The sequence below is a fragment of the Lentzea sp. DG1S-22 genome, assembly GCF_036321065.1.
GTDB classification, from domain to species: Bacteria; Actinomycetota; Actinomycetes; order Mycobacteriales; family Pseudonocardiaceae; genus Lentzea; species Lentzea jiangxiensis.
This window is the reverse complement of record NZ_CP143276.1, coordinates 7,613,164-7,634,547: the sequence shown is the minus strand read 5'-3', so window position 1 is coordinate 7,634,547 and position 21,384 is coordinate 7,613,164. Positions and strand designations below refer to the sequence as shown.

22 protein-coding genes and 2 pseudogenes are annotated in these 21,384 nt (G+C 69.7%); 5 read left to right on the top strand and 19 right to left on the bottom strand.

What is annotated here, in order from left to right; genetic code table 11:
* Positions 1-421: 421 nt before the first annotated feature.
* The 3 genes from V1227_RS36345 to V1227_RS36335 all read right to left on the bottom strand — a co-directional run bounded on the left by V1227_RS36345 (position 422) and on the right by V1227_RS36335 (position 3,565).
* Positions 422-1,072 carry a hypothetical protein gene (locus V1227_RS36345; protein WP_329789674.1) on the bottom strand — a complete coding sequence of 217 codons (651 nt, stop codon included), beginning with the start codon at positions 1,070-1,072 and terminating at the stop codon, positions 422-424.
* A gap of 85 nt (positions 1,073-1,157) precedes the next feature.
* Complete coding sequence (dinB, locus tag V1227_RS36340) at positions 1,158-2,432, bottom strand: DNA polymerase IV (RefSeq protein ID WP_329789673.1); 1,275 nt, start codon at positions 2,430-2,432, stop codon at positions 1,158-1,160.
* A 35-nt stretch (positions 2,433-2,467) separates the two neighbouring features.
* Positions 2,468-3,565, bottom strand: coding sequence for an amidohydrolase family protein (locus V1227_RS36335; protein ID WP_329789672.1), 1,098 nt, complete (start codon positions 3,563-3,565; stop codon positions 2,468-2,470).
* A gap of 12 nt (positions 3,566-3,577) precedes the next feature.
* On the opposite strand from V1227_RS36335, the gene V1227_RS36330 reads away from it, so the two are divergent.
* Positions 3,578-4,888, top strand: coding sequence for a glutamine synthetase family protein (locus V1227_RS36330; RefSeq protein WP_329789671.1), 1,311 nt, complete (start codon positions 3,578-3,580; stop codon positions 4,886-4,888).
* Here the strand turns inward: V1227_RS36330 and shbA are convergent.
* The 6 genes from shbA to V1227_RS36300 form a co-directional block, all read right to left on the bottom strand.
* Positions 4,869-5,360 carry an RNA polymerase sigma factor ShbA gene (gene shbA, locus V1227_RS36325; RefSeq protein ID WP_329794199.1) on the bottom strand — a complete coding sequence of 164 codons (492 nt, stop codon included), beginning with the start codon at positions 5,358-5,360 and terminating at the stop codon, positions 4,869-4,871. The genes V1227_RS36330 and shbA overlap by 20 nt on opposite strands.
* Positions 5,361-5,593: 233 nt before the next feature.
* Positions 5,594-6,271 (bottom strand): RNA polymerase sigma factor, encoded by a 678-nt coding sequence (locus V1227_RS36320; protein ID WP_236219360.1) that lies wholly within the window; start codon positions 6,269-6,271, stop codon positions 5,594-5,596.
* Between the two features lie 102 nt (positions 6,272-6,373).
* Positions 6,374-6,940, bottom strand: coding sequence for a sigma-70 family RNA polymerase sigma factor (locus V1227_RS36315; protein WP_329789670.1), 567 nt, complete (start codon positions 6,938-6,940; stop codon positions 6,374-6,376).
* Between the two features lie 85 nt (positions 6,941-7,025).
* Positions 7,026-7,742, bottom strand: a complete 717-nt coding sequence (locus V1227_RS36310; RefSeq protein ID WP_329789669.1) for a class I SAM-dependent methyltransferase — start codon at positions 7,740-7,742, stop codon at positions 7,026-7,028.
* The gene (locus V1227_RS36305; protein ID WP_329789668.1) at positions 7,739-8,308 is read right to left on the bottom strand and encodes a sigma-70 family RNA polymerase sigma factor; all 570 of its coding nucleotides are present in this window, start codon (positions 8,306-8,308) and stop codon (positions 7,739-7,741) included. The genes V1227_RS36310 and V1227_RS36305 overlap by 4 nt, the downstream gene beginning before the upstream one ends.
* A 99-nt stretch (positions 8,309-8,407) precedes the next feature.
* Positions 8,408-9,127 (bottom strand): class I SAM-dependent methyltransferase, encoded by a 720-nt coding sequence (locus V1227_RS36300; protein WP_329789667.1) that lies wholly within the window; start codon positions 9,125-9,127, stop codon positions 8,408-8,410.
* 33 nt (positions 9,128-9,160) lie between these two features.
* Here V1227_RS36300 and V1227_RS36295 point away from each other — a divergent pair, with 33 nt between their 5' ends.
* From V1227_RS36295 to V1227_RS36280, 4 genes are read left to right on the top strand one after another with little or no spacing between them, the layout of a single operon-like run.
* Positions 9,161-10,006: a ParA family protein gene (locus tag V1227_RS36295; protein WP_167976179.1), complete on the top strand. Its 846-nt coding sequence runs from the start codon at positions 9,161-9,163 to the stop codon at positions 10,004-10,006.
* The gene (locus tag V1227_RS36290) at positions 9,999-10,760 is read left to right on the top strand and encodes a DNA-formamidopyrimidine glycosylase family protein (RefSeq protein ID WP_329789666.1); all 762 of its coding nucleotides are present in this window, start codon (positions 9,999-10,001) and stop codon (positions 10,758-10,760) included. The genes V1227_RS36295 and V1227_RS36290 overlap by 8 nt, the downstream gene beginning before the upstream one ends.
* A gap of 32 nt (positions 10,761-10,792) precedes the next feature.
* Entirely contained in the window at positions 10,793-12,031 is a 1,239-nt protein-coding gene (locus V1227_RS36285) for a cytochrome P450 family protein (RefSeq protein ID WP_329789665.1), read from the top strand.
* Between the two features lie 37 nt (positions 12,032-12,068).
* Positions 12,069-13,046, top strand: coding sequence for a quinone-dependent dihydroorotate dehydrogenase (locus V1227_RS36280; protein WP_329789664.1), 978 nt, complete (start codon positions 12,069-12,071; stop codon positions 13,044-13,046).
* Positions 13,047-13,066: 20 nt separating this feature from the next.
* Here V1227_RS36280 and V1227_RS36275 read toward each other — a convergent pair whose 3' ends face one another.
* The 10 genes and pseudogenes from V1227_RS36275 to V1227_RS36235 all read right to left on the bottom strand — a co-directional run bounded on the left by V1227_RS36275 (position 13,067) and on the right by V1227_RS36235 (position 21,348).
* Positions 13,067-14,251: a uracil-xanthine permease family protein gene (locus V1227_RS36275; protein WP_329789663.1), complete on the bottom strand. Its 1,185-nt coding sequence runs from the start codon at positions 14,249-14,251 to the stop codon at positions 13,067-13,069.
* A gap of 235 nt (positions 14,252-14,486) precedes the next feature.
* Entirely contained in the window at positions 14,487-15,308 is an 822-nt protein-coding gene (gene pspM, locus V1227_RS36270) for a phage shock envelope stress response protein PspM (protein ID WP_236219345.1), read from the bottom strand.
* A 31-nt stretch (positions 15,309-15,339) separates the two neighbouring features.
* A complete protein-coding gene (locus tag V1227_RS36265; RefSeq protein WP_329789662.1) occupies positions 15,340-16,191 on the bottom strand; it encodes a PspA/IM30 family protein in 852 nt (283 codons plus the stop codon).
* A 357-nt stretch (positions 16,192-16,548) separates the two neighbouring features.
* Positions 16,549-16,971, bottom strand: coding sequence for a helix-turn-helix domain-containing protein (locus V1227_RS36260; RefSeq protein ID WP_090095592.1), 423 nt, complete (start codon positions 16,969-16,971; stop codon positions 16,549-16,551).
* A gap of 105 nt (positions 16,972-17,076) precedes the next feature.
* Positions 17,077-17,553, bottom strand: coding sequence for a CinA family protein (locus V1227_RS36255; RefSeq protein WP_329789661.1), 477 nt, complete (start codon positions 17,551-17,553; stop codon positions 17,077-17,079).
* Entirely contained in the window at positions 17,550-18,128 is a 579-nt protein-coding gene (gene pgsA, locus V1227_RS36250) for a CDP-diacylglycerol--glycerol-3-phosphate 3-phosphatidyltransferase (protein WP_236219339.1), read from the bottom strand. The genes V1227_RS36255 and pgsA overlap by 4 nt, the downstream gene beginning before the upstream one ends.
* Positions 18,125-19,528, bottom strand: a complete 1,404-nt coding sequence (rimO, locus tag V1227_RS36245) for a 30S ribosomal protein S12 methylthiotransferase RimO (protein ID WP_329789660.1) — start codon at positions 19,526-19,528, stop codon at positions 18,125-18,127. Before rimO ends, pgsA begins: the two co-directional genes overlap by 4 nt.
* Before the next feature lie 39 nt (positions 19,529-19,567).
* A pseudogene (locus V1227_RS40770) lies at positions 19,568-19,798 on the bottom strand (RloB domain-containing protein); the annotation flags it as partial.
* Between the two features lie 25 nt (positions 19,799-19,823).
* A pseudogene (locus tag V1227_RS40765) lies at positions 19,824-20,120 on the bottom strand (RloB family protein); the annotation flags it as partial.
* Positions 20,107-21,348, bottom strand: a complete 1,242-nt coding sequence (locus tag V1227_RS36235) for an AAA family ATPase (protein WP_329789659.1) — start codon at positions 21,346-21,348, stop codon at positions 20,107-20,109. The gene V1227_RS36235 and the pseudogene V1227_RS40765, both read right to left, overlap by 14 nt.
* Between the last annotated feature and the right edge of the window lie 36 nt (positions 21,349-21,384).

Here is a 21,384-nt window from a genome sequence, read left to right as displayed (position 1 = left end):
GACTCGGGCGGACGGACGGACTCGGGCGGACTCGGGTGGCCTGCCCGAGCCTGGGTTCGCCGCTGCGGTCAGGTTCATGGCTGCGGAAAAGTGTCAGACCCGCTGACCAAGCCGGGGCGATCGGTGGTGTGGGCATTGGGCGGTCCGACGATCGAGCGATGCGGGGGTGGAAGGTGACGCGGGCAGACGTTGGAGCGGACGAGGCGGTGGGTGCAACACCAGCGGATCGGCGATGGTGGGGCGGACGCGGTGAGGTCGGTGGCGGTGGAGCCGCCAGGTGACGGCGGTCGGGCAGCGAGCCGGTGCGGCTGGGCGTACTTGCCGGGCCGGCGAACGGCGAGACCGGTGGGCGGGTCGTGTGGGTGGTGAGCGGGCCGGCCACCCGGGTGCACCGGTGCCGGGTGGCGGCCGCGCGGGCTGGTCAGCCGACGGGGAGCGGGGTGCGCGGGGCCGGGAGGCGGCGGTCCATCACCGCCAGTTCCAGCTGGCGGGCCGGGGAGTCGCCCAGCAGCTTGCGGGCCAGGGTGGTGCCCTTGTGCGGGGCGAGGGCCAGTTCCGCTCGCAGGGCCTGGATGCCCACGAAGTGCGTCACCTCGTCGAGGATCGCCTTGGTGTCCGGGATGGAGCGGGTGCGGCGGATGGCGTCCACCGCGGCTCGTTCGAGGGGTGCCACGTGGAAGCCTCGGCGCAGGACCGGTTTGGGGAGGCGGTCCGTTCGTTCCAGGCGCAGGGCTGCGTGGCCCCAGGCCCTGGAGTGGCGTGGGGCCAGGACGTGGATCGCGTCTGCCGAGGGGAGGACGGCCCTCATGCCGTGCAGGTAGAGGGCGTCGAAGGCGGTCAGCATGGCGCCTTCGCCCGCGTAGAGGAGGGCTGCCTGCACCAGTTGTTCGCGGGAGGGGCCCGCCCTCGACAGCAGGAAGATGCTCGGGAACAGGCGTTGCCAGGGGCCGCCGGGACGGGAGCGCTGGTCGATCAGGGACGCGGACAGTCCGATGTGGAGCAGTGCGGCCACGGGGGCCACTCGGTGGACGAAGAGGGTGCCCAGGGCTTCCAGGTCGATGGGGTGGCGCATGGGTCCAGCTTGGGGCCGGACGGGGTGGGGGTGGTGGGGTGGGCGGGAAGCTGTGGACAACTCCCGGGTTGTGGACAGGTCGCGATCACTCGGGCTTCGGTTCGAAGTCGGCTGGCCTTTCCGGACCCTTGCGCAGCAGGGAGGCCGGGCGGACCGCCAGCGAGCCGAAGCGGGAACGGGCCTGGTCAGCGGCTTGGTCGGCTTCGCGCCAGCCGTTCTCGGGGGCGTCGAAGATCAGTTGCTGGGCCGAGTCGGCGTTGTCAAGACCCTCTATGCGGACGCCGATCAGGCGGACCGCTCCCGGCGGGACCTGGGTGTCGAGCAGTTCGGTGGCGACGCGGTAGATCTCCTGCGTCACGTCCGTCGAGACCGGCAGCGTGCGGGAGCGGGTGATCGTCGAGAAGTCGGAGAAGCGGACTTTGATCGACACGGTCCGCCCGCGCAAACCCTTGGCGCGCAACGAACCCGCCGAACGCTCCGACAGGCGCAGCAACTCGCGGCGCAGCACGGCGCGGTCCAGGTGGTCGACCTCGAACGTCTCCTCGGCGCCGATCGACTTCTCCCGCGTCACCGGCTCCACCGCGCGGTCGTCGACGCCGGAGGCCAGGGCGTGCAGGTGTTCCGCCAGTGCGACGCCGATCATGCGGCGCAGGCGCGGCAACGGCGTGGCCGCGACCTGGGCGACCGACTCCAGGCCCAGTTCCTCGAGGCGCGCAGCGGTTTTCGCCCCGACGCCCCACAGCGCGGACACCGGCAGCGAGTGCAGGAACTCCAGGGCGGAAGCGGTCGGGACGACCATCATGCCGTCGGGCTTGCACATGCCCGAGGCGAGCTTCGCGAGGAACTTCGTCGACGCCACACCGACCGAACACGACACACCGTGATCAGCGAACACACGGGACCTGATCAGCTCGCCCACACCGCCCGGTGTCAGGCCGAGCCGGCGAAGGGCGCCACCGACGTCGAGGAAGGCCTCGTCCAACGACAGCGGCTCCACCAGCGGCGTGATGTCGCGGAAGATCGCCATGACCCCGCGCGAGACCTCCTGGTAGAGGTCGAACTGCGGTGGCAGGTACACGGCGTGAGGCGCCAACCGGCGGGCATGCGCCGTGGGCATCGCGGAACGCACGCCCAGCTCACGCGCGATGTAGTTGGCCGAGCACACGACACCACGCCCGCCCACGCCACCCACGACGACAGGCACGGACTCGAGCTCAGGGCGTTCACGGATCTCCACCGACGCGTAGAAGGCGTCCATGTCGACGTGCAGCATCCGGCAGCCCGTGTCGTCGGGCCACACACCGTCACGCGCACGGAACCGGTCACGCAGGCCGCGTGGCAGGTTCGCACTGCGACCCATGAACACCCCTCTCGAACGCCAGTTCGAGGCAAATCCTACAGTTTGTACACGCGCGCCGCGTTCTCCGACGCGATCAGCCGCGCGATCCGGTGTGCGTCCTCCTCCACGAACGCATCGCGGCGCAGCCCATCGGACAAGAAATCCGACAACGCGCGCCGGAACAGCAACGCGCCGAGGTAGTACAGCTCGGGCAGGGCGAACGCATCGGTCGAGAACAGGAACTTGCCGTACGGCACGATCTCCAACGCCTCCGCGAACACCCGCGACGCCTGGTGCCCCACCCCGTGCGTCGCGAGCCCGAGATCGCAGAACACGTGCGGGAACACCTGCGCGAGGTACCCGGCCTGACGGTGGAACGGGTAGTTGTGCAACAACAACACGGGCACACCGAGCGATGCGGTCGCACGCAGGAACGGCGTCAGCAACGACGGATCGCACAAGTGCAGATCGAGGTCCGAATCGCCGTACCCCACGTGGAACTGCAACGGCAGCCCTGCGGACAACGCCTCCCAGGCCAGCCAAGTGATCACCACCGGGTCCGCCAGGCGTCCCGGCGACCACGCCGCCACCGCCCGCACCACGTCCGCGTCGGCGGGCCGCTCACCCGGCAGCCCGAGCCCGATCCGGTACGCCGCAACGGATTTCGCCCCCACCGCGGACGACGAGGCCAGCCGCTCCCGGACGGCGGGCACGAACTCGGCAGCGGAGACGGAAGGCCGCAACGACTCGGCCAGCTCCTCCAGCCGCACGACCTCGTGCGCGACTCCCCCTCCCAGCGACGCCAGCTCGGCGGCCGACAACAGCCGGTCGGCCTGGAACCCGCCGTCGACGAGGAACGTGTGGATCCCGGACGCCATCAGGAACGTCCGCGACACCTCGGCGATGTGCAGCGAGTTCCGCCGTTCGAGGTACTCCTCCGCCGGCGCGTGCCGCGGCAGGTCCAGCAACGGCGCACACCACCGCCGCACCGCGAACCCGACCGCCGAGTCGAAGAACGATCCGCCGAGCGGGGCCACCGCATCGGCCTCCAACAGCAACGACTCGAACTCCTCGCGAGTGCTGTCGGTCCGCAGCACGCCGTGGCAGTGGTGGTCGACCAGCCCGAGTTCGGCGACGAACGGCAAGGTGCCCATAACCTCAGGATCGTGGACTCAGCGGAGCGGGACCAGCGGTTCGACCGGGCGACGGAACTCTTCGACGGGCTGAACGCGAGGGACGTGAGCGTCGTGGCGCTCACCTGGGTCGACAACAGCGGCATCACGCGCGCGAAGTCCGTGCCGCTGCGCAAGCTCGCCCACGCGGCGGCGCACGGCGTGGGGGCGTCACCGGTGTTCGACGTCTTCCTGTTCGACGACTGGATCATCCAGGGCCGGTTCGCGGGCGGCCCGGTCGGCGACCTGCGGCTGCACCCGGACCTCGACCGCCTCACGGTGCTGGCGGGCCAGCCGGGCTGGGCCTGGGCGCCCGCCGACCGCCACTTCCAGAACGGCGTTCCCTACCCGATGGACCAGCGGCTGCAGGCCCGCAAGGCCGTCGAGAACCTCGCGGCGAAGGGCTTCACCGCCCGGGCGGGCTTCGAGGTCGAGTGGTGCGTCGGCAAGGCCGGCACCGACGACTGGGTGCCCGCGACCAGCGGCTCGGCGTACGGCCACGCCCGCCAGGTCGAGCTGTCCGACTACTGCGTCGACCTCCTGCGGGCGCTCGACCAGCAGGACGTCGAGGTCCTCCAGTTCCACCCGGAGTACGCCGCCGGCCAGTTCGAGGTCTCCACCGCGCCGGAGGACCCGGTGAACGCCGCCGACACCGCGGTCCTGGTCAAGGAGACCGTCCGCGCCGTCACGGTCCGGCACGGCCTGCGCCCCTCGTTCTCCCCCAAGGTCGTCAACGGCGGCGTCGGCAACGGCGGTCACCTGCACCTGAGCCTCTGGCGCGGCGGCACGAACCTCTTCGACGGCTTCCAGGACGAGGCCAGGCAGTTCAGCGCGGGTGTGCTCAACCACATCCGCGCGTTGTGCGCGATCGGCTGTCCTTCTCTCGCGAGCTACCTCAGGCTCGTGCCGCACACGTGGGCGGCACCGTTCGCGGCGTGGGGCGAGGAGAACCGCGAGACGGCGCTACGCCTGGTCCGGGACAACCTGGAGATCAAGTGCTTCGACCTCACCGCGAACCCGTACCTGGTCGTCGCGGGTGTGATCGCGGCCGGGCTGGACGGCATCGCCACCGGGGCCTCGCTGCCCGAAGGCCTGAACGTCGACCCCGCGCTGCTCGACGACGTCCCGCGCCTGCCCACGTCGCTCAAGGAAGCCGTCGACCAGTTCGAGAAGGACGCCGTGCTCACCGAGGCGTTCGGCCAGGAGCTGGCGGGCACGATCGCGGACGTGCGGCGCGGCGAGATGGAGCGGTACAAGGACGCCAGCCCGCAGGGGATCGCCGACATCACCCGCTGGCGCCACTGATCTCCTTGCGCAGCCGGTTCAGTGCCCGGTGCTGAGCCACGCGCACGGCACCGGGCGTCGATCCGACCGCCTCGGCCGTCTCCTCCGCCGACAGACCCACCACGACACGCAGCACAACGATCTCGCGCTGCTTCTCGGGCAGCACGCGCAGAAGCACCGCCATCCGGTCGGAAAGCTCTCCCTGCATCGCCCGCTGCTCGGGGCCCGCCGCGGTGTCCATCGACTCGGGCAGCTCCGGCACCGCCTCGGCGCGGTTGCGCGAGAAGCTGCGGAACGAGTCCGCCACCTTGTGCGCCGCGATGCCGTAGACGAACGCCAGGAACGGCCGCCCCTGGTCGCGGTACGACGGCAGCGAGGTCAGCACGGCGAGGCACACGTCCTGAGCGACGTCGTCCGCCGACGCGAACGAGCCGACGCGCGCACGGCAGTACCGGACGATCAACGGCCGGATGGTGCCCAGCAGCCGTTCGATGGCGACTCGGTCACCGGCGACAGCGCGCGCAACGTGGTCCTCAGCGGTGTCCGGACGACTCGAGTAGTACGAGGGCGCGGGCGGGTCGACCGGCTCCCGGTCACCGCCCGCGGTCCGCTCGACCAGCGCGTCGACCGTGCTCGGGGAGGCGGACACCGGGCCGCCGACGGAGGAGCGCTGGACGACCTCCGCGGGGACCTTCCGGTGCAGGCCGGGCGTGAACTCCACGCAGATCACCGTTCCTCTTCTGGACGCCGGCGCACCGCGAGACGTGCTCGCCGGATCCGTCCTTCGACCGCGCGCGGGGTGAGCCTCAGCAGCTCGGCGATCTCCGCATGCGAATAGCCCTGGTCATGGAGGAAGAGCAACCGCCTGCTGTCCTCGCTCAGCGCGGCGAACACGGCGTTCACCGCGTGCTGCTCGACGACGGCGTCCTCGGGGTTCCCCTCGGTGACGACGTTCTCGAGCGAGGCGAGGGTGTCGACCAGCCGCACGTCCTGCCAGCCGTTCACCCGCGTCTGCCAGCGGCGGTAGACGTTCGGGAACGCGAGCACGCAGGCGTTGACGAAGTACTCCCGCAAGGGCAGGCCCTGCTCGACCGTCCACTCCCTGCCGAGGACCCCCCGGTCCCGGAAGTAGACGAACCCCTCGTACACCGCGTCGCTCGCCAGTTCCTCCGCCTCCTGCGGCGGGATCTCCTGGCGGTGCAGGTACCGGCCCTGCTGACCGCACCGGGAGAACATCGCACCCGACCGCACGAGCTTCGTGACGATCCCGAGACCGAGCCCGAGAAGCTGACGGTGGAACTGGTCCCAGCGCGGCCCGGTCAGCCCCGACTCGCGGAAGTGCTGCACCAGCACCCCGTCCATGCGCAGCCGCTCGGCGGCAAGCGCGGAGTCCGAACTTCCCATGCCCCCTGGTCCTTATGTCGGCGTCTTCCTGCCTCTAGGTATGTCGTTTGGGTACGTCCACCCCACGCACTCCGCACGACTTGTCACAAATGCAAACGAATGTCACCCGATCGGGAGACTCAGAGCCGCGATCTCCTTGCGCAGACGACCGAGCGCGCGGTGCTGCGCGACGCGGACGGCGCCGGGCGTCGACCCCACCGCCTCCGCGGTCTCCTCGGCCGACAAACCCACCACGACGCGCAGCACGAGGATCTCGCGCTGCTTGGCGGGGAGGACGTGCAAGAGCTGCCCGAGGGTGCCGTTCAGCTCGTCCTGGAGGACGAAGTCCTCCGGTCCGAAGCCGCGCACGACCTGATCGGGCACCTCCGCGACCGGCTCCGCACGGTTACGAGCCAGCGCCCGGTGCGCGTCGGCGACCTTGTGCGCCGCGATGCCGTAGACGAATGCCAGGAACGGCCTGCCCTGCTCCCGGTAGTTCGGGAGAGCCGTCAGCACGGCCAGGCACACCTCCTGCGCGACGTCGTCCGCAGTTGTCGCGGAGCGCCCCACACGCGCGCGACAGTACTTCACCACCAGCGGTCGAAGGTGGCGAAGCAGCAGCTCAGTGGCCTTGCGGTCACCCTGCACGGCCATGCTGACCAGCTCTGCGGTTGAAGCCGAACTCTCCATCCGAAGCGTCCCCTCGTCGACGTCCCGGAGAGGAGACGTGCGACGCGTCACTCCTTATGCGGAAAGTAGGGATAAGTTCCAAACGTCACCCGTTTGTAGCAATGAGCAGCGGTTGATAATAGGCACAGAGCAACCACTCCACGTAACCGAAACCGGCTCGTTCCGCCAAATCGGTGATTTCGTGACGGGTAATCGCCCAATATCGTGCCTTGCCCACCACGACCCGCCACGACTCCGTTTCGTGCAGCCGGAACATCTCCAGCTCGTACCGGTCGCCGTCCCAGTGCCAGAGCTGGAACCACACGACGCGGCCCGGTCCGACCGACGGCGGCGTCGACAACGGCCGTTCCCGCCGGATCGCGTCGTAGTCGCGCGTCGAGAGGACGAGCCTGCCGCCGGGCCGCAGCACGCGCCGCATCTCCCGCAACGCCGCCAGCACGTCGTCCGCGGTCAGCAGGTGCGGCAGGGCGTTGTACGCGGCGAGCACGACGTCGAACGAGTCGTCGGCGAACGGCAACGCCCGCATGTCCGCGGCGAACGTGGGCAACGCGACGCCACGCGCAGAGGCCTCTACAACGGCCCGAGAGGCCGCCCTGGGGCTCAAATCAGTGCCCACGACCTGATAGCCGCGCAGAGCCAAACCGATCGCCTGCGTGCCGATGCCGCACGCACAGTCGAGAACGCGCGAGCCCGCCGGGATGAACTCCGCGAGCTGCGACGCCTGCCGGGCCATCGACGCGTCCCAGTCCGGGAACATGAGGTCGTACGTCCCGGACAGGTCGTCGTAGAAGGCACCGGTCAAATCAGCTCCTCGACCCCCGCGGAGGTCCGCAGCTTCGCCAGCGCGCGGTGCTGGGCCACCCGCACGGCTCCCGGCGTCGACCCGGTCGCCTCGGCGGTCTCCTCCGCCGTCAGGCCGACCACGACCCGCAGCAGCAGGATCTCGCGCTGCTTGTCCGGCAGGCTCCTCAGCAACTGGCCGAGCCGGACCGAGAGCGAGCCGAGCAGCGCGTTCTCCTCCGGGTCGACGGCGAGCGACGGGCCGTCCGGCACCTCGGCGACGGGCTCGGACCGGTTGCGCGCCGAGACGCGGTGGGCGTCCGCGACCTTGTGCGCGGCGATGCCGTAGACGAACGCCAGGAAAGGTCTTCCCTGCTCGCGGTAGGTGGGCAGTGCCGTCAGCACCGCCAGGCACACCTCCTGCGCCACGTCGTCAGCCGACGCGTACGCCCTTTCGTTGCGTCCGACTCGCGCACGGCAGTACCGGGCCACGAGCGGACGCACGGAGGCCAGCAGCCGTTCCACGGCGGGCCGGTCACCCGCAACGGCCTCGTTGACCAGGGAGGCCAGCAGGTCGGAACTTTGCATCGCGTCGGTTCCCTACGTCGGCAGCGGAGTCATCATCTTTCGCCGCCGCGTCGTTTGGGACCACTCATGGGGACATAACTGTCCCGAATGCAAACGCTGTCAGGCGGTTCGGCGGGCGAGGACGTGCAGCCGGGCGGCGACGTCCCGGAGCGGGGACCGCGTGGCGGCGGCCAGTTCCAGCTCGGCGAGGGCGTCGGCGGCACCTGGATTCGCGTCCAGCACCACACCTGGTACGAGGTCTGAGACAATGCCATGCCCCTGCAGGAGCTCGACGGACAGCCCCGCCTCGAGGACGAGTTTCTCGAGACCTGGGACGTCGAACCGGCGCTGCAACGGGTCGCGCGTGCCCGCGAGCTGGCCGGCGTCGTCGTCCAGCAGCCTGCGCGCGTCGACGATGCGACCGGCGATCGCGCGGTGCAGGATCGCCGCGAACCGGTTCGCGACGAGCACGGACACCGCCCCGCCGGGGGCGACGGCGGCGGCGAGAGAGGACAGCGCCGCCGAGGCGTCGTCCACGACCTCCAGCAGCCCGTGCGCGAGCACCAGATCTGCCTCACCAGCGGAAACGCCGAGCGAGTCGGTGTCGCCCTGGACCGCGTCGATCGTCACCCCCGCCTCGCGCGCACGCGTGTGCAGCGTGGCCAGCGCGTTCGGGGAGGGCTCCACGACCGTGACCGCGCAGCCCGCCGCGGCGAGGGGCACGGCCCAGACACCGCTGCCGCCTCCGACGTCGAGCACACGGGGCGGTTCCCCACCCCTGCGCTCCCGCGCGGCGGCCAGTTCGGCGTCGAGCACCCTGTGTACGGCGTCCGGTCGCATGGCCAACAGAGTAGGAGACCCTAGAGTAGGTCTGTGCATACGGTGTCCGTGCTCAGCCTCAAGGGAGGCGTCGGCAAGACGACGGTGGTGCTCGGCCTCGCCTCAGCCGCTCTCCGCCGCGGCGTCCGCACGCTCGTGATCGACCTCGATCCGCAGTGCAACGCCACGTCGACGCTCGAGCCCGAGGAGTCCAAGGCGAGCATCTACGACGTCCTGCAGGACCCGTCCGAGGAGAACCTGGAACAGGCGATCCGCCCCAGCAGGTGGGGTGACGGCATCGACGTGCTGTCCGGGTCCGAGGACGCCGAGCTGCTCAACCACCCGGATCCGAACGAGTCGCGCCTGCACCGCCTGAAAGACGCGTTGCGCACGTTGCGGGACATGTACGACGAGTTCCCGTACCACCTCGTGCTGCTCGACTGCCCGCCGTCGCTGGGCCAGCTGACCCGCTCGGCGCTCGTGGCGGCCGACCGCGCCCTGCTGGTCACCGAACCGACGATGTTCGCCGTAGCGGGCGTGCAGCGGGCGTTCGAGGCGGTGCAGAACGAACGCGAGAGCAACAACGCCGACCTGCAACCGCTGGGCGTCGTCGTGAACCGCGTGCGGCCGCGTTCGCACGAACACCAGTTCCGCATCGAAGAGCTGCGGGACATCTTCGGCCCGTTGGTCATGCCGGTGGCGTTACCGGACCGTCTGGCCGTGCAACAGGCACAGGGCGCATGCATGCCGATCCACGAGTGGGGTACTCCGGGTGCCCGTGAGGTCGCGCTGGCGTTCAACCTGCTGCTCGCCCGCATCCAGCGCATCTCGCGGAGCCGGCGCCGCGCCGTGCACCACGACTTCGACGACGACGAGATCCAGGAAGCGGTGGATGCCTGAAGGGGACACGGTCTTCCTCGCGGGTCACCGCATGCACCAGGCGCTGGCCGGGAAGACGCTGATCCGCGGTGAACTGCGCCACCCCAGGCTGGCCGCGGTCGACCTGGCCGGTCTGGACGTCCTCGGCGTGCGGACGTACGGCAAGCACATGTTCACGCACTTCTCCGACGGCAACAGCCTGCGCAGCCACTTCCGCATGGACGGCTCGTGGCACCTCTACCGCCCCGGTGAGCGCTGGCGCCGTCCCGCGCACCAGGCCCGCGCGGTGTTCGAGGTCGACGACCGGCAGGCCATCGGGTTCGCGCTGCACGACATGGAGTTCGTCCCGACCTCCCGCGAGGACGAGTTGATCTCGCACCTCGGACCTGATCTCCTGGCCGACGACTTCGACGCCGACGAGGCCGCCCGGCGGTTGACCGCGGACCCCTCGCGGCCGGTCGGGCTCGCGTTGCTGGACCAGCGCGTGATGGCCGGTGTCGGCAACCTCTACCGCGCGGAAGTGTGTTTCCTGCTGCGCGTCCTGCCGACGGCACCCGTCTCGTCGGTCGACGCCTCACGAGCGGTTGCGTTGTCGCGCAAGCTCTTGCAGGCGAACCAGTGGCGGCCGGAGCAGAGCACCACCGGCGACCTCCGGGTGCAGCACTACGTGTTCGAGCGGACGGGCAAACCCTGTTTGCGTTGCCGCACAAGGGTCCGATCGGACGAGATCGACGGCAGATTCGTGTACTTCTGCCCAAAATGCCAGTCCGGTTGAACCGAGGCGCTCTCCTGGCCGTGTGCCCCAATATGGCGGTAGATCTGGATGCGTTGCGCCCCGGCTTCACCGACGACCCCTACGCGGTGCTGAAGAGCCTGCGCGACGCCGGCCCCGTGCACCGGGTCGAGACCTTCGGCGTGCCGATGTGGCTCGTGACCCGCTACTCCGACGTGCGTGCCGCGTTGGACAACCCGCTGCTGTCCTCCCACGGCTCGGCGCTCGCCGAACCCCTGCGCCGCCATCCGCACTTCGCGTCGTGGTGGTTCGGCGACCTGTCCGACCACATGATGAACAGCGACGAGCCTGATCACACGCGCCTGCGCCGGGCCGTGTCGAGCCAGCTCACGCCGCGCCGCATCGCCGGCCTGCGCCCCCGGATCGAGCAGGTGGCCGCCCAACTGGCCGACTCGTTCGCCGACTCCGGGCGCTGCGACCTGATCGCGGACTTCGCCGCCCCGCTGCCCATCACCGTGATCATGGAGCTCCTGGGCGTCCCCGCCGTCGACCAGGAGAACTTCCGCTACTGGGCCGACGTGGTGACCGGCCTGGCCGACGGTGACGCGGCCTCGGCCCGCGAGGAGACCTCCGGCTACCTGCGCGACCTGGTGACCCACAAGCGCACCTCCGGCGACGACGACCTCATCGGCGGCCTGGCCAGGGCGAAGGGCGAGGCCGCGCTCACCGACGACGAACTGGCCTCGCTCGCGTTCCTGCTGCTGGTGGCCGGCTACACGACCGCCGTGGACCTGGTCGGCAACGGCGCGCTGGCGCTGCTGCGCCACCCCGAGCAGCTCGAACTGCTGCAGCGCTCGTCGTCCCTGCTGCCCGGCGCCATCGAGGAGTTCCTGCGCTTCGACGGCCCGGCCTCGCACGTGCTGCGGTTCGCCACGCGGCCGTTGACGATCGGCGGCGTGCAGATCCCGGCCGGTGACGTCGTGCTGCTGTCCCTGGCCTCCGCCGAGCACGACCCGAACCGCTACCCGCGCGCCGACCAGCTCAACATCGAGCGGGCGGACCGCCGGCACCTGGCGTTCGGCCACGGCATCCACTTCTGCCTGGGCGCGCCGCTGGCCCGCCTGGAGGGCGAGATCGCGTTCCGGACGCTGCTGGAGCGGTGCGCCGGGCTGGCCCTCGACACGGCGCGGCCGCTCGGGTGGCGGGTGTCGCTCGGGAGCCGGGGCCTGCGGGAGCTGCCGGTGACGTTCCTCGCGAAGCCCCGGATGCCGCTGGACGGGCAGGCGACGGTCAAGGTGCCGGGACCGATGTGACGCCGGCTACCCTGAGCTGGCGTTATAGGGTGAGCGCGTGGTCTACAAGCAGGTGGTTCGCAGGGCGTTGTTCGGAATGCACGGCGGCGACGCGGAGCGGGTCCACGAGACCACGCTCGGCGTCATGGCCCGGCTGAGCCCGCTGGCGAGGTTCGCCCGCAACCAGGACAACCCGCGCACCGTCTTCGGCGTCCGGTTCCCGAACCCCGTGGGGCTCGCGGCGGGCCTCGACAAGGACGGGCGCGCGCTGCCGGCGTGGGCCGCGCTGGGGTTCGGGTTCGTCGAGGTCGGCACCGTCACGTGGCACGCGCAGCCGGGCAACCCGAAGCCGCGCCTGTTCCGCCTGCGCGAGGACGAGGCGATCATCAACCGGATGGGCTTCAACAACGCGGGAGCGCAAGCGCTCGCCGCGAAGCTCGCCCGGACGCCACTCAAGGCGCCGCTGGGCATCAGCCTCGGCAAGTCCAAGGTCACGCCGGTCGAAGACGCCGTGCAGGACTACCTGAACTCGCTGAACGCCCTGAAGGACCACGGCGACTACTACGCCGTCAACGTGAGCTCGCCGAACACGCCCGGCCTGCGCAGCCTGCAGGACAAGGGCGCGCTGACCGAGCTCGTCCAGGCCCTCACCGCGGCCACCTCGAAGCCGATGCTGGTCAAGATCGCACCCGACCTCACCGAGGACGCCATCGCCGAGGTCATCCAGGTGTGCGTGGACAACGGCATCAAGGGCCTCATCGCCACGAACACCACCCTCAGCCGTGAGGGTCTCAAGAGCGCGCACGCGTCCGAAACCGGCGGTCTCAGCGGCAAGCCCCTCACGCAGCGCGCGAACGACGTGGTCCGGTTCATCACCAAGAACAGCGACCTGCCGGTCATCGGCGTCGGCGGCATCGCGACCCCCGACGACGCCAAGCGCATGGTCGACGCCGGCGCGAGCCTCGTGCAGATCTACACCGGGTTCATCTACGAGGGCCCCGGACTCGTGTCGAGGATCAACCGGGCACTGAGGTAGAGCCCGCTCAGGGCCGGTCGTCAGGTGCGGCGCGCTGCCCTGAGCCAGCGCATCACCGGGTGCAGGATCACCACGAGCAGCGAGCCCCAGACCATGCCGCCCATCTCCAGGTCGCCGATCTCGACGGTCAGGTCGCCGACCCCGGCGACCAGCGCGGCGCCGCCGACCATCGCGTTCACCGGGTTCGCGAGGTCCACGCCGCGGTCCATCCAGATCCGCACGCCGATCAGCACGATCAGGCCGTAGAGCACGAGCGTGCAGCCGCCGAGCACGCCCGGCGGGATCGTGCCGAAGAGGGCGATGGCCTTCGGGGAGAACGCCAGCGCCGCGGCGAACACCCCGGCGAACGCGAACGCCGCCGTCGTCTGGACGCGGGTCACGGCCATCACGCCGATGTTCTCGGAGTACGTCGTCGTGCCCGCACCACCGCCCAGGCCGGACAGCGCGGTCGACAGCCCGTTCGCGATGATCGCGTCACCGGCGCTGCCGTCGAGGTTGCGGCCGGTCAGCGCCGCGACCGCCTTCACGTGGCCGACGACCTCCGCCACGAGCACGATCACCACGGGCAGCATCAGCAGCACCACGGACGGCCGCAGCTCGGGCTGGTGGAGCCTCGGCAGGCCCACCCACGCCGCGTCGCGCAGCGCGGCGAGCCGTTCGGACGACACAGCGCCGAACGCGAGGCCGCCCATCCAGACGGCCACGAAGCCGATGAGGATCGAGAACCGGAACACCAGGCCGCGGCCGAGCACGCCGGCCAGCAGGATCACCGCGGTCGTGAGCGCCGCGAGCAGGGGCTGCTCGCCGAAGTTCGAGGTGGCCTGGTGCGAGAGGTTCAGGCCGATGATGATCACAACGGCGCCGGTGACGACCGGCGGCATGACCGACTCCAGCAGCCGCACGCCGAGCGCCTTGACCGCGATGCCCACCACGATCACGAGCAGACCGGCCGCGACGACACCGCCGAGCTGCGCGGCGATGCCCTGTTCGCGCGCGGCCACGAGCGGCGCCACGAAGGCGAAGGACGAGCCCAGGTAGCTCGGGACGCGGTTCTTGGTGATCACCAGGAACAGCAGCGTGCCCAGGCCGGAGAACAGCAGCGTGGTGGCGACGGGAAGACCGGTGGCGGTGGGGACGATCACCGTGGCGCCGAACATGGCCACGAGGTGCTGCACCCCGAACCCGAGGGTGAGCGGCCAGCTCACCCGTTCCTGGGGTGCGACGGTTTCACTGTCGGTGATCCGACCGTCCCCGTGCACGGTCCACAACGCCAACGCACTGCCTCCCGGCAATTCAGCCGGACTTCCCGCAGACCGGCCCCGGAATCCTGCCACGCCATGTAGCGGCCACGGCTAGATAACAGTCCGATAATCACACGATTGCCCTAGAGATCCCAGGGACACTCGCCGAATAGCCGTACGCAACTACATAGGGTGACAATCAGTACGCTGAATAGCCTGATACGTCGCGCATCGCGGACGCCAAGCCCGCCATGTGGTCCGTCGCGTCGTCCAAGACCTCGCCGGGGTTCTGGAACTGCGTGCTGGCGGCCAGCGCCTTGCCGGCCTCCGCCACCAACGCGCAATAGCGGTCCACGCCGTCCGCCAGCTGGATCCTGAGCACCCGGACGCCCTCGACCAGCGCCGTGCGCTCCAGCGGTGGAGCGGTGTCACGGGCGCGTTCGACGGCCTGCAGCTGCGCCGACACCGCGCGGATGGCCGTGGCGGCCTCCTGGGCGGTCTGGCGGGCGTGCTGGACGGACTCCGTGGGCATCGACGTGAGCGCGGGCGAGTCGAGCTGCACCAGCAGCTGCGTCATCGCGTCCTCGGCGCTGTGCAGCTTCTCCATCGGCACGCGCGCGGCGGAGATGTGCGCGGGCAGCGGCGGACGGGGCGGGGGTGGCGGCGACAGCGCGAGCCGCTGCCGGGCGGCGCCCAGCTCCTTCAGCTTGAACCCGCTGCGGACGGCGAGGAGCCCGGGCAGGGCCGCGCCGATCGTGCCGCCGACGGTGGCCCACGTGCCGAGCACGCCGGTGAACCCGAAGACGGCGAGCGTGCCGAAGATCGTGATCAGCGCCAGCCAGAACGTCAGCACCGCGTTGGTGCGCTTGCGCTTGCGTTCGAGCTTGGCGACGGGGTCGTTCCACTTCTGCAGGCGGTAGCGCGCCTGCTCGGCCAGCGGGTGGCCCTGGAGCGACGCACCCAACTCGCCGACGACCTTGCGGACGATCTCGTTGTTGGGACGGTTTCTCCAGGGCTCCATGATCACCTGCTGACTCCTCCTGCCCCGTGGCTCAGTTCTGAGCCGGCGGAACCTGCTGCTGCGTGGTCTTCTGCTCCTGCTGGACGCGCTGCGCGATCTCGGCCTGGATCTGCGCGGCGGCGCTGTTGCCCGCGGTCACCTGCTGCGGCGTGCTCGCCTGACCGCCGTGCATGGACGCGCGGATCTGCTCGAGCCGCGACGACCCGGCGAGCTGGGTGGTCGAGGCCTGCACCTCGAGCATCCGGCCCTGCACGGAGTTCTGCGCGAGCTCGGCGGACCCGATCGCGGTCGCGTAGCGCTTCTCGATCTTGTCGCGGACCTCTTCGAGCGACGGCACGTTGCCCGGTGCGGCGAGCTCGCTCATCTGCGTCAGCGAGGCGGAGACCTGCTCCTGCATCTTCGCCTGCTCGAGCTGGCTGAGGAGCTTCGTGCGCTCGGCCAGCTTCTGCTGCAGCATCATCGAGTTGCGCTCGACGGCCTGCTTGGCCTGCGCCGCGGCCTGCAGCGACTGGTCGTGCAACGTCTTGAGGTCCTCGATGCCCTGCTCGGCGGTGACGAGCTGGGTGGCGAAGCCCTGCGCGGCGTTCTCGAACTGCGCGGCCTTCTGCTCGTCGCCCTTGGCGCGCGCCTCGTCGGCGAGGACGAGCGCCTGGCGAGCGGAGGCCTGCAGCTTCTCGACGTCGCCGAGCTGCCTGTTGAGCTTCATCTCCAGCTGCCGCTGGTTGCCGATGACGGCCGCGGCCTGCTGAGAGAGCGCCTGGTGCTGACGCTGCGCCTCCTCGATGGCCTGCTGGATCTGCACCTTCGGGTCAGCGTGCTCGTCGATCTTCGACGAGAACGAAGCCATCAGGTACTTCCAGAACTTCACGAACGGACTGGCCATCTCCTACGCCTGCCTTCTCGGTGCCGGTGTTGGATCCATCGTCTCAATTGTGCGTCGGGGTATCCACCGACACGGGGAGATATCCGGGAACACCCTGACCCACCCCGGGACTTAGGAGAACACGCCTGACGACGCGCCAATCCTGCCCGCACCCGCGTCCGGGGACGCGGTGACCCAGCGTGCCGATGCCAAGCCGTTGCCTGCCGTCCAGCACGCTGCCCTCGCTGTCAGTTGAACGTACGAGGACGCGTTCTTGTTGCAGACCGTCACGTGGCCCGGACCACAAACGGTGACATGTCACCTGAATGCAGGCGACCCCGCCCGCCAGGTGGCGGACGGGGTCGGGAGGACGGGGGGTCAAGCCGCGACGACCGCCTTGGGCGTCTCGCCGATCTTGCTCGTGAGCCGGTGGCTCAGCATGGGCTGCAGGCGCAGGTCGGACAGGTCGTCCGAGAGCGTGGACGGCAGCACGCGGCCACCCTCCAGCTTGCCCCTGTCCGAACGTCCGTCCGGGACGGTGTCCGGCACCGTGTCCGGCGTCTGCTGGACGGCGCCGATGTCGGAGGCGACGTGGTGCAGCAGTTCGGACAGCGGCAGTTCCAATGCTTCGCAGATGGCCGCGAGGAGTTCGCTGGACGCCTCTTTGCGGCCGCGCTCCACCTCGGACAGGTACCCCAGGCTCACGCGGGCGGTCCGAGAGACCTCGCGCAGCGTGCGGCGTTGGTTGGTGCGGGCATGGCGAAGCCGATCACCGATCGCCTCGCGCAGCAGCACGGTCATCGCGCGCCTCCTTCCGGCCGGCCGTGTCCCTACGTTACCGATCGACACCGACAACGGGCACTGACTTCCGAACACGTCCGCCAAGGGCGAACGAACGCGGAGTCATCATTTGTTCCCGTCCACGGCGTCCAGCAGGCAGTCCGACAGCAGGACCAGGGCTTTTTCCACAGCACCGGAACGGACCGCTGCGCGATCACCACGCACAGTGATTGTCCGCACTGTGGACACTCCAGGCCCGCTCAAGCCGATGTGGACCGTCCCCGGAGCGACCCCGTCCTGGGGGTCCGGTCCGGCGACTCCCGTCAGCCCGATCCCCCAGTCCGATCCGCACCTCGTCCGGGCACCTTCGGCCAGCTGGACCGCGACGTCGGGGTGCACCGCACCGTGCTCGTCGAGCAACCGCTGGTCCACGCCCGCGAGCACGTGCTTGAGCTCGGTGGCGTAGACGATCAACCCACCGCGGACCACGGCACTCGCCCCCGGTGTGTCGACGATCGTCGCGCACAGCAGACCCGCGGTCAGCGACTCCGCGGTGGCGACGGTCTGCCCGCGCGCCTTCAGCAGTGCGACGACGTCGGTCACGCCACCGCCCTACCCGCGCGGGCTTTCAATTTAAACGCTCGGACGACGTAGTCGATTCCCGTCACGACGGTGAGGACGAGGGCGACCACCATGATCACCCAGGCGATCAGCTGCAGCACGTCGTTCTGCGGGAGCACGAACAACCCGATCGCGATGACCTGCGCCAGCGTCTTGGCCTTGCCGCCGCGGCTCGCCGGGATCACGCCGTAGCGGATCACCCAGAACCGCAGCAGCGTGATGCCGACCTCGCGCACGGCGATGGTGATCGTGATCCACCACGGCAGCACGTCGAGGATGCTCAGGCCGACCAGCGCCGACCCGGTCAGCGCCTTGTCCGCGATCGGGTCGGCGATCTTGCCGAAGTCGGTGATCAGCCCGTGCTTGCGCGCGAGCGTGCCGTCGATGTGGTCGGTGAAGCTCGCGATCGCGAAGATCGCGAACGCGATGAGGCGCCAAGTGGTGTCGAAGCCACCCGCCTCGAACAGGGAGAACAGGAAGACCGGAACGAGCGCCAGCCGCGCCATCGTGAGGATGTTCGCGACGTTGAGCAGCGGGACCTTCCGGGCCTCCGTCATGTCGGGATTACCTCGACGATCAGGTCCACGCCCTCGGAGTCGACCACGCGGCAGCGCACGAGGTCACCGCGCTTGAGCCCTTCGGCCTCCAGCACGACGCACTCGCCGTCGACCTCGGGCGCCTGGTGCTCGGCGCGGCCGACGCAGTCGTTCTCGTCGTCCTCCTCGGTTTCGACCAGCACCGTGACCTCGGTGCCGACCCGGTCCTCCGCGCGCTGGCTGGTGAGCTCCTCGACGAGGTTGCCGACGCGCTGGACGCGCTCCGCGATGGTGTCCGCGTCGAGCTTGCCGTCGAGCCCCTCGGCCTCGGTGCCGTCCTCGTCGGAGTAGCCGAAGATGCCGACCGCGTCGAGGCGCGCCTCGGTGAGGAACCGCTCGAGCTCAAGCAGGTCCTCCTCGGTCTCGCCGGGGAAGCCCACGATGAAGTTGCTGCGGATGCCGGCCTCGGGCGCGTGCTCGCGGATCTGCCACACGAGCTTGAGGAAGCTGTCCGTGTCACCGAACCGGCGCATGCGCCGCAGCACGTTCTCGCTGGAGTGCTGGAACGACATGTCGAAGTAGTTCGCGACCTTGTCGGTCTTCGCGATGGCGGCGACGAGGCTCGGCTTGGTCTCGGCCGGCTGCAGGTAGCTCACCCGCACGCGCTCGACGCCGGGGATGCTCGCCAGACGCGGCAGCAGCTGCTCCAGCGCACCCTGCTCGCGCGGCAGGTCCTTGCCGTAGCTCGTGGAGTTCTCGCTGACGAGGAACAGCTCCTTGACGCCGTTCTCGGCGAGCCACATGGCCTCGGCCACGACCTCGTCCGGGTGCCGCGAGACGAACGCGCCGCGGAAGCTCGGGATGGCGCAGAAGCTGCACCGCCGGTCGCACCCGGACGCGATCTTCAACGGCGCCACGGGGGCGTCGTCGAGGCGCTTGCGGGGCGTCTTGGTGGGCCCCCAGCCGTGGCCGGGCACCTGCACGGCGTCCTTGGCCTCCTGGCGCTTGACCGGCGTGATGGGCAGCAGCGTGCGGCGGTCGACCGGCACGTGCGACTCGACGGGCTTGCCGTGCAGCACGTCCTGCAGCCGCTCGGCGAGGTCGTTGTACTGGTCGAAGCCGAGGACCGCGGCGGCCTCGGGGAGGCTGTCCGCGAGCTCCTTGCCGTAGCGCTCCGCCATGCACCCGACCGCGACGACCTTGGCGCCGGTGTCGGACGCGGCGAGCAGCGTGTCGACCGAGTCCTTCTTCGCCTGCTCGACGAAGCCGCACGTGTTGACGACGACGACGTCCGCGCCCTCGTCCACCAGCTCCCAGCCGCCTTCGCCGAGACGTCCGGCGAGCTCTTCGGAGTCGACCTCGTTGCGGGCGCAGCCCAGGGTCAGCAGCGACACACGTCGCGGAGTGGTGGGAGAAGACACGGCGCTCAGGGTAACCGCCCCAGGTCTGGGCGCTTGAACTCAGTGCTTCCGAACGACCTCGACGAGCCGCCACATGTCACTCGACGGGTTGTCCGAGCCCAACGCCTTGGCCCGCTCGACCGCCTTGTCGACGCGCTCCGCGAGCACGGCGAAGTCGAGCGCGCCTTTCGCGTAGCCGGGCAGGTGCTTGCGCAGTTTCTCCGCGGCAGCCCTCGGGCTGGAGATCCCCGCGGTGCAGTCCGCGAAGTGCAGGATCAGCCACACCTCGAAGCACGGGGTTCGACACGGCCAGCGAAATCCCCTCCGAGCCGGCCGCGGCGACGGCCTCGTCGATGTCGAACTCGTCGACGTCGACGACGCACCAGTACTCGTCGAAACCGCCTCGGTCGGCTTGGCGCCGCTTCGCCGCGTACCTGACGAGCTGTGCTGGTGAGCCGACCTTGACCACAGGTTTCAAGGTCACCGGCTTGGACAGCCGCTTCAACCCGTCGAGGTATGCCTGCTCGGTTTGTCCACGGCACACGGCGAGCACGCGGCTCGTGGAAATCCTCGAAGGTGTCCGACGGCGGGGCGAATTTTCACGTCGCGCCATCAGCACCACGCAAGATCGCCGAGATGAACGCTTCAGCCTGCACGTCCGGAATGCCCCCGTAGCTTCCTCCCAGGTAGCGGCGCTCCAGGTTCTCGCCTTCTTTCCGCGGCTTGAAATCCGTCAACGGGTACAACTCCGAGGCGCCGTCTTCGTTCTTCGTCACGAACCAGACGTCTTCCCGGGTGAGCACTTCATCTCCCAGCACCGGGCTGAGCAAGCTCGCGTCGTGCGTCGTGAACAGAAGCTGCGCACCATTCGGGTTCGCTTCCATGTCGCGGAACAGACCGACCAGAGCTGCGGTCAGGCGCGGATGCAGACTGGCATCGATCTCGTCGATGGCCAGTAAACCGCCACTTTGCAACGTCAGCAGCACCTGCGGCAGCAGCATCAACCACGACAGCGTGCCAGCGGACTCCTCGTCGAGGTCGAAAGCGTGCCCCTGTGGTCCATGAGTCAGCCTGACGCGGTTGGCCATCTGCCCCAGCGCGTAAGGCAGATCACGGTCGTCCACGGGCTCATCGGTCAGCTTCGGCACATGAAACCGAATGCCGCTGATCCCCAGGTCAGCGAGCCTGAGCAGCTCGGTGAGCTTGATTGCCGACGAGCGCTCCGATTGGAGGAACCGAGCGATCGCAGCCTGATCGAATCTCGTGCGCACCTCGTTGCGGAACACGACGTCTTCCGCGAACCAGCGAAACGCGGGCAGCACGACCTCGAACCCGGACTGCGCAGCCAAGCTGAGCAGCAGAGCGTTCGGCCGAAGCAGTTCACCGAGCAACTCGGTGATGGCGGCACCCCCAGCCACCGTGCTCCCGAACTTGATCTTGCTCCCCTGCCGTTCGAACAACACCCGCCTGCGCTTTTCCGGGTAGCTGTACAGCCACTCCTCCCGCACCCGCTCGTCATCCACCTCGAAGCCGTAGGTGTGCCGGACATCGGCAATGATCAACTCGACCACGAAGACCGACGGCTCCCGGCGACGACCAGGATCGAGCTTGAACGGCCGTCTGGGCACTCCACCACCCGGCGCCCACGCCGCGAACGACTCACGCACCGCGTCCGCCATGAACTTGAGCCCGTCGAGCAGGTTGGACTTGCCGGAGGCGTTCGCCCCGTAGATGGCCGCGACCGGCAGCACCGAGCGCTCGTTCGAGTAGAGCGGCATGAGCAACAACTCATGCTCCTCCCGAAACGAGCGGTAGTTGCCGAACCGGAAGCTTCGCAACACCTCATCCACCTTTCACAGGCCGTCCTGCGCAATTAA

Bases quoted from the DNA above. Each gene is read 5' to 3' on its own strand.
- V1227_RS36335 (WP_329789672.1), bottom strand. From the start codon at position 3,565: ATGGGCACCTTGCCGTTCGTCGCCGAACTCGGGCTGGTCGACCACCAC.
- V1227_RS36285 (WP_329789665.1), top strand. From the start codon at position 10,793: ATGGCGGTAGATCTGGATGCGTTGCGCCCCGGCTTCACCGACGACCCC.
- V1227_RS36320 (WP_236219360.1), bottom strand. From the start codon at position 6,271: ATGGGAAGTTCGGACTCCGCGCTTGCCGCCGAGCGGCTGCGCATGGAC.
- V1227_RS36265 (WP_329789662.1), bottom strand. From the start codon at position 16,191: ATGGCCAGTCCGTTCGTGAAGTTCTGGAAGTACCTGATGGCTTCGTTC.
- dinB (WP_329789673.1), bottom strand. From the start codon at position 2,432: ATGGGTCGCAGTGCGAACCTGCCACGCGGCCTGCGTGACCGGTTCCGT.
- V1227_RS36305 (WP_329789668.1), bottom strand. From the start codon at position 8,308: ATGCAAAGTTCCGACCTGCTGGCCTCCCTGGTCAACGAGGCCGTTGCG.
- V1227_RS36260 (WP_090095592.1), bottom strand. From the start codon at position 16,971: ATGACCGTGCTGCTGCGCGAGGCGATCGGTGATCGGCTTCGCCATGCC.
- V1227_RS36290 (WP_329789666.1), top strand. From the start codon at position 9,999: ATGCCTGAAGGGGACACGGTCTTCCTCGCGGGTCACCGCATGCACCAG.
- V1227_RS36345 (WP_329789674.1), bottom strand. From the start codon at position 1,072: ATGCGCCACCCCATCGACCTGGAAGCCCTGGGCACCCTCTTCGTCCAC.
- pspM (WP_236219345.1), bottom strand. From the start codon at position 15,308: ATGGAGCCCTGGAGAAACCGTCCCAACAACGAGATCGTCCGCAAGGTC.
- pgsA (WP_236219339.1), bottom strand. From the start codon at position 18,128: ATGACGGAGGCCCGGAAGGTCCCGCTGCTCAACGTCGCGAACATCCTC.
- V1227_RS36300 (WP_329789667.1), bottom strand. From the start codon at position 9,127: ATGCGACCGGACGCCGTACACAGGGTGCTCGACGCCGAACTGGCCGCC.
- V1227_RS36315 (WP_329789670.1), bottom strand. From the start codon at position 6,940: ATGGAGAGTTCGGCTTCAACCGCAGAGCTGGTCAGCATGGCCGTGCAG.